The sequence below is a fragment of the Anaeromyxobacter sp. Fw109-5 genome (genome assembly GCF_000017505.1).
In the GTDB taxonomy this organism is placed as follows: domain Bacteria; phylum Myxococcota; class Myxococcia; order Myxococcales; family Anaeromyxobacteraceae; genus Anaeromyxobacter.
Genome location: NC_009675.1, coordinates 2654874 through 2668419, shown reverse-complemented (window position 1 = coordinate 2668419; position 13546 = coordinate 2654874). Strand labels below are relative to the sequence as shown.

Below are 13546 nucleotides of genomic sequence, written 5' to 3'. Positions count from 1 at the left end.
GATCGCGGTTCAGGGCGCTGGCGCGGCGGGTATCGCGGGGACCAGCGACGAGTTCACGTTCGTCCACCAGGGCGGCGTGACGGGTGACTTCACGATGGACGTGGAGGTGGAGTCGCTTGGATACACGAGCCAGTATGCGAAGGCAGGCCTGATGGTCCGGCAGGACCTCACGGCTGGCAGCGCCAACGCCGCCATGCTCGTCGAGGCGCAGGGAAATGCGCACTGGGGGTGGAGACCGTCCGCCGGGGCCGCCAAGCAGTACTCCAACGTCTCGGGGCGCCCGCCGCGCTGGCTCCGCATCACGCGGTTCGGGAACGTCTTCCGCGGCTTCCACTCCGCGGACGGCGTGAGCTGGACCCAGGTCGGCTCGGATCAGGTCGTCCCCATGACCGGACCGGTTCAGGTGGGGCTCGCAGTCGCCTCCTACGTCGCGGGGACGCCGACCACTGGGGTGTTCCGCTCGTTCCGGTTCAACGGGGCTGGTAGCGGCGGCCGGAGCGATCCGCTCGATGCGCCGCTCGATCTCGCCTCGACGTGGACGAAGACCGACGTCGGCGGCGACGTCGCCCCGGCTCCGACGCTGACGAGCCCTGCGGTGCGACTGGAGGCGAACGGCGGTGACATCTACAACACGTCCGACAAGCTCGCGTACCTGTGGCAGAGGGTCCGCGGCGACTTCACGGTCGACGTGCGCGTCGATTCGCTGACGAGCGTCCACGCCTCCACGAAGGCGGGCCTCATGGTCCGCAAGGACCTCGGGGCTGGAAGCCCGCACCTCTCGATGCTCGTCCGTCCGACGGGCACGACCGAGCTGCTGTACCGGACGGGGCTGAACCAGAGCACCGGCAGCAGCAACAGCGTGGGGATGGGCGGCGCGAAGTGGCTGCGCGTCACCCGCTCGGGCAACTCGCTGGCCGGCTACTGGTCGAACGACGGCGTCACCTGGACGCAGCAGGGCACGACGCAGACCATCGCGCTGGGGGACCCGCTGTACGTCGGCCTCGCGACGAGCTCGTACACGGCCAACCAGACCGCGTACGCGACGTTCGACGACTTCCGGATCGACGGCGGCTCGACGTTCGGCGCGGATCCTGCGCGCGCCGTCGCGCGCGGCGGATGGCTGATGTCCGCGCGTACGGACGGCCTTTCGGTCGTGCGCGCCGGGGCGGGCGAGGTGCCGGGCGTCACTGGCTTCTTCCCCGCGCTGTCCGGCGCTCCCGTGGCTGGGGCCTCGGACGTGCTCGTCTCGCAGGACGACGGCTACGCGCACCTGCGGCTCGCGTTCGGGACGGCTGCGCCGTCCGTCAGCCTCTCCGCTCCGGCGTCCGCCCCGGCGGGCGGGCGGGTGGCGCTGTCCGCGTCCGTCGTCGATCCGGATCCGCGTGACGCCTACACCGCCGAGCTGCTGGTCGATGGCCGGATCGTCGAGACGCTCGAGTCGCGCCTGCCGTCCTACGCGGACCTGCCTGCGGCTGGGACGAGCGCCGAGGTCGTCCTCCGCGTCCGCGACCTCGCCGGGCACGTCGCCACGGCGCAGGCGAGCGTCGCGCTCGTCTCCTCGACGGAGGGCCCCGCCCTCGCGGAGCTCCGCAGCGCCGACACGGTGCTGGAGGGGACGCCGCTCTCCATCGCCGCCATCCCGGCCGAGCCGGGTCGCGTGGCGAGGGTGGAGTACACGTTGATCGAGAGCGCGACGCAGGTGGTCGCGGACGCGCCGGCGATCGCGGCGGAGCTGACGGCTCCTGCCGTCGGGTCCGACACGACGTTCACGCTCCAGGCGGTCGCGATCGACGAACAGGGCAGGCGCGGCCCCGCGTCGACCCGCACCGTCACGGTGCGCGACGACCTGACGCCGGGAGGCCCGGCCGTGACGGTGGCCGTGCTCGGCCCCGTGACGCGGTTCGAGGGGACGTTCGTTCCGGTCGAGGTGACGGTCACGTCAGGGTTCGGCATCCGCGAGGTCCGGATCTACGCGAAGCCGACCGACCAGGCCGAATGGACCCTGCAGCAGCTGCTCCCTCTCCCGCCGTATCTCGGCAGCGTGTTCGTGCCGATGGGGATTGGCGGGAAGACCGTCGAGGTGAAGGCGGTCGCCAACGATCTCGACGGACGTTCAGGGGAGGGCACGACGTCCTTCGCCAGCTCGGACGACACCGCCCCGCCCACCATCTCGGCCCTCGAGGTCGACCCGGGTGATCCCGCAGGCACCGGCACTACCTCCATCACGGTGTCGCCAGGGACGCGTGTGACGGCGACGGCCGTCGCGAGCGACGCGGTCGGCCTCGAGCGCGTGTCCGTGCAGCTGCTGGACAAGCCGAGGGCGGATGGCGGCGTGACCCTCGCGGAGGGTGGCGCGACGCTGGTCTTCGACGTCCCGGCGGACGCGCTCGCGGGCGCACGGTACACGCTCGAGGCGACCGCCTCCGATCGTTCGGGCAACACGGCCGTCCCGAGGACGAGGACCCTCCTCGTCGGCACGCCAGCGGTCGCTGGGGCACCGACGGCGACGGCGACGGGCACCTTCGCGGGCGCGTTCCGCCTCGAGCTGCGCGGCGAGCACGTGTTCGCGCTGACGGGGCAGGGCGTCCAGATCGCGCTCCTGCAGCGTGTCCCGGCGCCGTCCCTGCAGCACGTCGGCACGTACGCCACGACATCGGCGCGGGACATCGCCGTCCTCGGTGACCTGCTCCTCGTGGCGCGGTCCACCGGCATCGACGTGGTCGACGTCTCGGATCCCTCGGATCCGAGGAAGGTCGGCGCGCTCGCCGACGGCAACGACTGGACCCGCATCGGCGCAGGCGGCGGGGTCATTCTGGCCACGCGCGGCGGCTGGTCCTACCGCGTCGACCTCACCGACCCTACGGCTCCCGTCGCGAGCACGAGCTATTCGTACTCCTCACCGGTCGTCGGGTCCTCCGGCCCCGGCGTCTTCGTGGCGGGTAGCACGCTGTACGTCGTCGGCGCGAACGACGGCGGCCTCGCTCAGGTCACCCTCTCCACGAGCGCCGCTGGCCGCGACGCCGACCTCGCGGGCGATCTCCTCGTCGTGGGCAGCGACACCGGGGTCCAGCTCGGCGGGATCGTCCAGGGCAGCAACAGCTACTCGAGCCTGTCGACCGTGGCGCTGCCTTCGGGAACCCGCGCGCTCGCCGTCGACGATGGCCACGCATACGTCGCCTGTCAGGACGGGACGCTGCGCGTGGTCGACGTTCGCGATCCCTTGAATGGGAGGGTCGTCGCGACGCAGGCGATCGACGCCAGTGACGTCGTCGCGAGCGCCGGAGTGCTGCTCGCAGCGACGCCCGCGGGCATCGAGCTCAGGTCGCTGTCGGCTGGCCCGACCTCGCCTCCTGCCGAGCTCGGGCGGGTCACGCTCTCCGAGAGGGCGCTCGGCGTCGCGGCGTTCCGGCGAGGGGCGCTCGTCGCCAACGGTCAATACGGCGTGACGCGGGTCGGCGTGGCGGATCCGACGGCGCCGGCGGCGACGAACAAGGTCATCGGCGGGACCGCACCGACCGTGCAGCAGGTCGAGATCGTCGGCAGGGACGTCTACTACCTCGACGCCGGACGGCTCTGGGCGTCTGCCGAGAAGGCCGACGGGACGTTCACGGCGAAGACGACCGAGAACACGGCCTTGAGCTCCTTCGGGAGCGTGATCCGGTTCCACGCGTCCCCGCGACGGCTCTGGGCGATCGTCGGCTCCGACGTGAAGACGGCGGTCCTCCCGGACGTGAGCGCGAGCGCGAAGCTCGGCCTCGGGCAGCCGCTGGTCGACGTCAGCGGGGACGGTGAGCACGCCATCGTGGGGCTCGGGTCCGCGGGGCTCGCGATGGTCGCGGTCGACGCGGCCGGCGCGCTGGCGCAGGTCGGCTTCTCGTCGGTGCCCGCCGACGCGGTCGGGCTCTCCGGTACGCTCGCCGTCGCCGGGCGAGGAAACCAGCTCGTCACGCTCGACGTCGCCGATCCTGCGGAGCCGGCTCCACTCGTGGCCTTCTCGACGGCCGGCCCCGTGCAGCGCATCCGGCTCGTCGGGCGGCTCGCCGTGGTGAGCGAGCTGACAGCGGTCGAGCTGTGGGATCTCACGGATCCCACGACCCCTCTGCGCGTCGCCTCGCTGCAGGCCACCGCCGCGCGAGACGCAGCGGTGATCCCGGGCGGACTGGTCGCCGTCGCGGATGGGACGGACCTCGTCTTCCACTCGCTGGCGCCCAGCGCAGCGGCCGCGGCGCCCACCGTGACGCTGCTCGGGCCTGCGAACGGCAGCGAGATCGCGGCCGGCAAGTCGTTCGAGATCGCGATCGCCTCCTCGGGCGTGCGCTACGACCTCGAGCTCCTCGTCGACGGGCGCGTGGTCGGCAGGATGGACGAGGTGTTCCCGGTGAGGCCGCCAGGGAGCGCGGACGTCGCGCCGCGCTCACGTTGGTTCGTTCCGGTGCGGACGCCGGCCGGCGCGGTCGTCCGCGTTCAGGTCCGGGGCCGGTCCTCCACCGGCGCGACGGCGCTCTCGGCGGCCACGGAGCTGCGAGTCGTCGCGCCGTCGCCGGCGGCGTTCACGCTGAGCTCCATCACGCTCGCGCCGAACAGCCTGACCGTCTATCCGGGCGAGGCGGTGAGGGTCGAGGTCTGCCGCACGAGCACCGCGTCGGGCGTGGGCCCCTTCACTGCGCTCGCCCGGTTCGGCACCCGGATCCTCGGCACGCTCACGCCGAGCTCGGGGCTGTGCCTCGCGGGTGACGTCCGGATGCCGGTCGTCGCCGTCCAGGAGCTCCAGCCGATCACCGCCGAGGTGACGGACGCGCTCGGACGGACCGCGTCCAAGTCCACCGCGGCCATCACGCTCAAGCCGACCCTCGCAGCGGTGCCCTCGCCGACGCTCTCGCCCGCGAACGCGACGGACCTGAGGGCGCCCTGGAACAACGCGCTCTCGGCCAGCGTCACGGGCCAGGCGATCCTGCGCGTCCTCCTGTACGTGGATGACCGGCTCGTGGCGACGTCGGGCGAGGGGCGGACGTCCGCCAGCGCCGCCTACACGCTCGTGCTGCCCGCGAGCGCGGTCGGCACCACGGTTCGGGTGAAGGCGATCGCCGTCGATTCGACGGGCGCCACGTCGGCTCCCGTCGAGAGGACCTACACGGTCCAGTCCGACGGGCTCCCCCCGAACATCACCAACCTGTACGTGCAGAACGCGTACGCTTCGGCGGACGGGTCGTTCGCCGTCGCGGAGGGCGCGCTCGTGGGGCTGTACGCGAGCGCCTCGGACCCCGCCCCCGACTACGACGGACGGATCCTGGTCATCCGCGACGGCGGCACCGAGGTGGCGCGGTTCGATGGCGCCTCCAACTACTCGTCGTTCTCGGCGTCCGGCTCGTACCGCGTCCCCTCGCTGGTGGAGCAGGCCGATGGGATTCGCCTCATCGAGGCGGAGGCCATCGACGTCCGCGGACACTCGTCGAAGCGGACGCTCACGTTGCGCCTCAAGCCGAACGTTGCGCCGACGCTGTCCCTCAACACTCCCAACGGGAGCGTCATCCGCGGATACCCTGAGACCTTCTGCGCGACCGCGAGGGACGACAACCAGGTGTCGTCGATCGTGGTGACGATCGACGGGATCCCGTTCGCCGGCGCGATGACGAGCTGTCGCACCTCGTACTCGAACGATGACTGTCAGAGCTTCTGCGCGGAGTACGTCGTCCCGGCGTCCGGGAACGTGCTCGTGTCGGCCGAGGCGCTCGACGTCTTCGGCGCCAGCGGGACGTCGTCGTACAGCTACTATCCGTACGCGAACCAGCCGCCATCGGTGTCGATGTCGGAGCGGCGCGACTATCTGGTCGCAGGCACCACGACCCGACTCGCCGGAAGCGCTTGGGACGAGCGACCGTTCAAGCTCGAGCTCCTGGCAGACGGGGCGCTCGCCTATTCCGCGGTCGACGTGACGAGCTGGCCGAGCGACCTGACGTTCACGCCGGCCGCCGAAGGCACGGTGCACCTGGGCTTCCGTGTGACGGACAAGCCCGGCCTCACCGGCCAGGTCGCGCGCGACATCCCCGTGCGTCCTGCGGGGACCGGCTTGAGCTGCGCGGCGCCCGTGCAGCTCAAGCCGACCGGCGATCTCCGGCCGCTGTACGGCACCCTCTCGCCGCAGCTCTCGAACCCGTGCACCAGCTATTACGGTCCGTTCAAGGTGGGGACCTGGCTCTCGCTGCCGTTCGATGGTGACGTCGAGAGCGTCCAGCTGGCAGGGCTCAGATACTACGACTACCTCTCGTACAGCCCGTCGTGCGGTACCGCGCTCGCGTGCGCGAGCTCCGGCGCCATGGAGAACCTGTCCGCTGGCGCCCGCATGTTCGTCGGTCCCTCCTGCGCGACCCCGCCCTGCAACAACGAGCCGACCATGTCCATCGCCTGGGCCCGACTCGGACTCGGGACGACGTGTCAGCCCGGGTCGAGCACCATCATGTGTGCGAGCGGCGGCGTCTGCCGGCTCGACGGCACCACGGGCGAATACCGCTGCGCGAAGGCCGCGTGCTCGGATGGCGTCGACAACGACGGCGACGGCGCGATCGACTGGCGCGCGGACGCCGGTTGCAGCGACCGGTCCGACGACTCGGAGGACGGCCCGGACGCGGCGCCCGCCTGCGCGAACGGCGTGGACGACGACGGTGACGGCCTCGCGGACTACGGCGTGGACTCGGGCTGCGGTGCTGCCGCGAGCGGGAGCGAGTCGTTCTGCTCGACGCCGCTCGAGGGCGTGCTCAGCGGACGCCCCCTGCCGCTGACCGTCTGGGGCAACACGCGCGGCGCGCCGAGCAGCTTCGCGACGCAGTGCACCTACGCGACGAGCTCGGGGGACCACGTCTACGAATGGACCGTTCCGAGCACCGCGACGTACGTCGTCAAGGTGACCGGCAAGAGCTTCCTCCCGTACTGGTCGGTCCGGAAAGAGGCGTGCGACGCGGCGGGCGCGTGCGCGAGCGGGAACACTTCCACGTCGCTCACGTTGACGCGGGGCGAGCGCATCGCGATCGTGATCGACGGCGCGTCGGGCGCCGGCGGCACGTACACGCTCGAGCTGAGTCGTACGTCCGGGCTCGTCGGGCCTGGCGAGGCCTGCGAGCCGACCTCGAGGTTCCTCGCGTGCGAGGAGGGCTTCTGCGAGGCGGACGCGGACGGCGTGAATCGCTGCCGCTCCGCGGCGTGCGGGAACCGCCTCGATGACGATGGAGACGGCAAGGTGGACTGGCCGGACGACCCCGGCTGCGCGTATGCCGGAGACGACGCCGAGGCGGATCCTTCCACGGTGCCCGTGTGCTCGAACGGCCACGACGACGACGGCGACACGCGGGTCGACCATCCGGTCGATCTCGAGTGCGCGGGGGCGAGCGGGCAGAGCGAGACCTTCTGTGCCACGGACGTCGCCGGGACCCTCTCCGCGGTGCCGGCGCGGGTCATCGGGACGACGCTCGGCGGCCCGAAGACACAGGCGGCGTGCAACACGGGCACGGCCTCGCCGGAGCGCGTCATCGAGTTCACCGCGCCGACGAAGGGGGTCTACCGGTTCGACACCCGCGAGTCGACGTTCAGGACGCTGCTCGCGGTGCGCGACGCGACCTGCGATGGTGCGCCGCTCGCCTGCACCACGTCGGGCACTTACTCGCCCGAGTGGGATTACCGCGCGCTCCTCGCCGTCCCGCTCGACGCGCATCAGACGGTCGCGGTCATCGTGGATGGGGTCGACTACTACGGCCCGGCTCAGGGCAACTTTACGCTCGACGTCACGCGGGCCAGCGGACTGCTGCCCGCCGGCGAGGCCTGCGACCCCGGCTCGACGACCCTGATGTGCGAGAACGGAGCGTGCGAGCTCGGCGTCGACGGCGCCTACCGCTGCCGTGCCGCCGCCTGCGCCGATGGCGTCAGCAACGACGACGGCGACACGCTCGTGGACTGGCCGGAGGATCCTGGCTGCAGCTTCCCGGGCGACGACGACGAGCGCGATCCGGAGAGCGCGCCCATCTGCGCGAACACGGACGACGACGACGGCGACACGTTCATCGACTTCGCCGAGGACTCGGGGTGCTCCGCGGCCAGCGGGCAGAGCGAGGCGTTCTGCACGACCGAGGTCGCGGGCGTGCTCGCGGACGTCCCGGGGGTGGTATGGGGAACGACGACGGGCGGGCCGAGCGCCAGGGGGACCTGCGGCTACGGCACGGGCGCTCCGGAGCGCGTGATCGAGTTCACCGCGCCGGCCGCGGGAACGTTCCGGTTCGACACCTCGCGGTCTGCGTTCCCGACGGCGCTGTCGGTGCGGAACGGTACCTGCGACGGGCCCGAGCTCGCTTGCACGGCGTCTGGAGGTAGCGGGTCCGACGGCACCTCGCGTGCGCGGCTCGACCTCACGCTCGGCGCCCGCCAAACGGTCGCGGTCGTCGTGGATGGTTTCGACTCGAACAGCCAGGGCAACTACGCGCTCGACGTGACGCAGCTGACGGGCCTCCAGGCAGCCGGCTCCGTGTGCGATCCGTTCTCGACCACGCTCGCCTGTGAGGACGGCTTCTGCGAGAGCAGCGGGAGCGGCTCGTACCGCTGTCGCGCCGCGGCTTGCGCCGACGCGGTCGACGCCGACGGCGACGGCAAGTACGGCTGGCCCGACGACCCTGGCTGCAGCTCGCGCGGCGACGACGACGAGACCGACCCGGGCACGACCCCGGCGTGCTCGAACCTGCGGGACGATGACGGAGACATGATCATCGACCATCCGCTCGATCCCGAATGCGCCTCGGCCGCCGGCAGGAGCGAGAGCTTCTGCGCCGCAGACGTGATCGGGGCCGTGGGTGAGGTGCCCGCCCGCGTGGCCGGGACGACCATCGGCGGTCCCAACAGCACGGTGAGCTCGTGCGGGGGAAATGCGACGCCCGAGCGCATCGTGGAGTTCACCGCGCCGCGCGCCGGGACCTACCGGTTCGACACGAGCGCGTCGTCGTTCTACACGCTGCTCTCGATCCGGGAAGCGAGCTGCACCGGACCGGAGCTCGCGTGCACCAACTCGGGGAGCTACTCGCCGGCAGGTTACACGCGGGCCGCGCTCGACGTACGCCTCGCGGCGCAGCAGACGATCGCGGTCGTAGTCGACGGAAGCGGAAACTGGTACTCGGACTACCAGGGCAACTTCGTCCTCGACGTGGAGCAGATCGCCGGGCTCCTGCCGGCAGGCGCCGCGTGCGATCCGGACTCGACCGGCGTCAGGTGTGAGAACGGATTCTGCGAGCAGGACCTCCTCGTCGGGTACGCGTGTCGCGTGGCCGCGTGCGCGGACGGCGTCAGCAACGGCGACGAGGACGCGCTCGCCGACTGGCCCGAGGACCCGGGCTGCAGCTTCCCCGGGGACGACGACGAGACCGATCCGGCAATCGCGCCGATCTGCTCGAACGACACCGACGACGACCAGGACGGCTCCGCCGACTACCCCGCGGACCTCGGCTGCGCCGCCGCCAGCGGCCAGAGCGAGCAGTTCTGCCGCGGCGCCGCCGCTGCGGTCGCGGAGGTGCCCGCGCGCGTGTTCGGAACCACGGAGGGCGCCTCCCGCGAGCGGACGACGTGCGGGACTGGAACCCTCTCAGCCGAGCACGTCGTGGAGTTCACCGCGCCGCGCACCGGACGCTACCGGTTCGACACCGCGTCGTCCGGCTTCGGCGCGGTGCTCGCCGTGCTGGACGGAACGTGCAACGGCGCCGAGCTCGGCTGCGCGACGAGCGGCAGCTACTCGCCCGAGGGGTATTCGCGGGCCGCCATCGAGGTGTCGCTCGTCCAGCACCAGACCGTCGCCGTCGTGGTCGACGGCAACGACTCGTCCGCCGTCCGCGAGGGCAACTACGTCCTCGACATCGAGCAGGTCGCGGGGGTCCTCCTCGCGGGCGAGGCGTGCGATCCTGCCTCGATCGGCTTTGCGTGTGAGAACGGGGTCTGCGAGGCGAGCGCCTCGGGCGACCTCGTCTGTCGCGCGGCGGCCTGCGCCGATGGCGTGGATCGCGACGGAGACGGCCTGACCGACTGGCCTGAGGATCCCGGGTGCAGCTTCGCGGGCGATGACGACGAGACCGGACTCGCGGCTGCGATCTGCTCGAACGGGCAGGATGACGACGCCGACGGGCTGACGGACCATCCCGTAGACACGGCGTGCGCAGGCGCAGCCGGCGCGAGCGAGCACTTCTGCGAGGCCGCGCCGGCGTTCGCCGCGGTCGCGTCCGCTCCGGCGCGCGTCTTCGGCACCACGATCGGCGGCTCGAGGGCGTTCGCAGCCTGCGGCGGTGGATCTGCCCCCGAGCGGATCGTCGAGTTCAGGGCTCCCCGAACCGGCGCATATCGGTTCGATCTGAGCGGGAGCCGCTTCTACACGAGCCTCGCGATCTTCGACGGTGGGTGTGAGGGAGGGCTCGTGGTGTGCAGCTCGAGCTCGAGCCTCGAGTCGCCGGCGCGAGCCGACGCGTGGCTCGAGGCAGGGCAGACGATCGCCGTCGTGATCGACGGGTACGGCTACTACTCGCCGTCGCAAGGAAACTTCGTCCTGGACGTCCGCCAGATCTCCGGCACGCTCGGCGCAGGGGAGACGTGCGACCCGGCCGCCCCGACGGTCATGTGTGAGAACGGGATCTGCGAGGCGGACGGGGGAGGCTCGTACCGGTGCCGCGCGGCCGCCTGCGCGGACGGAGTCTCGAACGGCGACGAGGACGCCCTCGCCGACTGGCCCAACGATCCGGGGTGCAGCTACCCGGGCGACGACGACGAGACCGATCCGGCGGAGCCCCCCGCGTGCGCGAACGCCGTGGACGATGACGTCGATCTCGCGACGGACTTCCCCGCCGATGGGGAGTGCGCGGGGGCCGCCGGTCACAGCGAGGCGTTCTGCTCGAGCCCGGTCGCAGGAGCGCTCGCGGAGGCGCCGTTCAGGGTGATCGGCACCACGGTCGGCGGCGACAACGCGATGTCCGCATGCGGGACCGGCGCCTCCTCGCCCGAGCGCATCTTCGAGTTCACCGCCCCGCGCACCGGGACGTACCGGATCGACACGAGCGGCTCGGCGTTCACCTCGGTCGTGTCCGTGCGCGACGGCGCGTGCACCGGGAGCGAGCTGGCGTGCGGTGGTGGCAGCACCGGCGCCCAGCCGCGAGTGGATGTCCCGCTCCTCGCCAACCAGACCGTCGCCATCGTCGTCGACGGCAGCGACTCGGCATCCGTCCGGCAGGGCACGTTCGTGCTCGACGTGCTGCAGGTCGCGGGCAGGCTCGGTCCGGAGGAGCCGTGCGATCCGGCTTCGACCGCGTTCAGTTGCGAAGCGGGCTTCTGCGAGGCCGGTGCGGACGCCGCGTACCGGTGCCGGCTCGCCCAGTGCGCGAACGGACTCGACGACGACGCCGACGGCCTGAAGGACTGGCCCGAAGAGCCGGGCTGCACCCAGCCCGGTGACGACGACGAGACGGACCCGACGACGGCGCCTGTCTGCTCGGATCTCGCGGACAACGACGGCGACGGGAACCCGGACTACACGACCGACGCTCAGTGCAGCGCGGCCTCCGGGACGAGCGAGGAGTTCTGCGGCTCGATCGTCGCCGGCGTCCTGGCGGACGAGACGCTCGCCGTCACCATCCGCGGAACTACGATCGGCGGGGGGAATGCGTTCTCCGCGGATGCGAGCTGCGGGTACAGCGCAGACGGTCCGGACCGCGTGTTCGAGTGGCGGGTCCCGTACACCGGCCAGTGGCGGATCGACACGGCCGGCTCCTCGTTCGACACCCTGCTGCGCGTCCGGGACGCGAGCTGCACGGGATCGTTCGTCTCGTGCTCCGCCTACAACGGCTGGAACGGCACGAACTACACGAGCCAGACGTACCTGTCCCTCCAGGCGGGACGCCTGCTCGCGATCATCGTGGACGGCCTGAGGCCGACTGCCGCAGGCGCCTATCAGCTCAACCTGACCCTCACCTCGGCGACGCTACCTCAGGGCGCGCTGTGCGAGCCGGGCGCGTTCTCGGTCACGTGCGGCACCGGGATGAAGTGCGTCGAGACCACGAGCGGAGCGCACCGCTGCGGGTACCCGCAGTGCAGCAACGGCTCGGACGACGACGGCGACGGCAAGACGGACTGGCCGAACGATCCCGGCTGCGCCCACGCGGACGACAACAGCGAGGACTCGGCCGTCGTCACCGCCTGCTCGGACGGACGGGACGACGACGGGGACGGGCTGATCGACTACCCGGCCGATCCGCAGTGCGGCGCAGCCAGCGGCGACAGCGAGGCGTTCTGCTCGAGCCCCATCTCCGGTGCTCTCGGCAGCTTGGCGCTGCCGATTACCGTCGCCGGAGCGACGCTCTCCGGCGGAACCGACGCGTTCACCGCGACGTGCGGAGCCCGCGGATCTGCTGCGCCGGACAGGGTCTACCAGTGGACCGCACCGGCGGCGGGCGTCTACCAGTTCGACACCCTCGGATCGCAGATGGACACGATCGTGTCGGTCCGCGAGCTCACCTGCGGAGGGCGCGAGCTCGCGTGCGACGCGAACGCGGGCGGTCCCGACGAGGGCTTCACCTCGATCACCCACGCGGCGCTCGAGGCCGGGCAGACGGTCGCCGTCATCGTGGATGGGGAGTACGGCGACTACGGGCCGTTCGTGCTCCACATCCTGCCATCCACCTTGCGGCTCGGGATAGGCGCGTCGTGCGATCCTTCCTCCGGCAGCGTCGATTGCCTCGGGTCCACGTGCCTCCCGGATGATGCAGGCGCATATCGGTGCGCGGTCGCGGCGTGCGCCAACGGCGCGGACGACGACGGGGACGGCTGGACGGATTGGCCTGATGATCCGGGGTGCGAGTCGCCCGCCGACGACCTCGAGGCGGATCCCTCGACGGCGCCGGTCTGCTCGAACGGCCTCGACGACGATCGCGACGGCTACGTCGATCAGCACGGCGACGCGACGCACTCGCCCGATCTCGCTTGCGGGGGTGCGAGCGGCGGAAGCGAGAGCTTCTGTTCCGCCGTGCCGGACGCTCCGCTCCTCGTGGGCGTCCCCGTCCGGATCGCCGCGAGACTCCCTGCCGCCTCGCGGATCTCCAGCTCGACCTGCGGAAGCAGCGCGGGCCCGGAGCTCGTGTACGAGTGGGTCGCGCCCAGCACCGGTACCTACTGGTTCGATACGATGGGCTCGACGTTCGACTCGACCCTCACGATCCGTAGCGGGCAGTGCGACGGCTCGGTCCTGGCGTGCGACGACGACCGAGGCGGAAACTACAGGTCGGCGCTGTCGTATATGCTACAGGCCGGCCAGCGGGTGGCGATCGTCGCCGACAGCTACAGCGGCGAGACCGGTGAGCTGATCCTGAACGTCCGCGCGAGCCCTCCCGAGCGCTGCGATGACGGCAATGACGACGACTCGGACGGTCTCGTGGACTGCAACGACCCCGACTGCGCGTGGAGGCCCGGCTGCTTCTCCTCTCAGCCGCGAGCCCCACGCCGACGCAGGCGTCAACGGCGGCGCCTCCTGATCCGGAGGCGCCCGTGA

Annotated in this window: 1 protein-coding gene (running past one end of the window); it reads left to right on the top strand. The window is 71.7% G+C overall.

What is annotated here, in order from left to right:
• Window positions 1–13546, top strand: partial view of an Ig-like domain-containing protein gene (locus ANAE109_RS11900; RefSeq protein ID WP_041448300.1) — the 3' end only. Its footprint begins 24485 nt before the window's first position; only the last 13546 of its 38031 coding nucleotides appear in the window; its start codon lies off the left edge, out of view; its stop codon occupies window positions 13544–13546.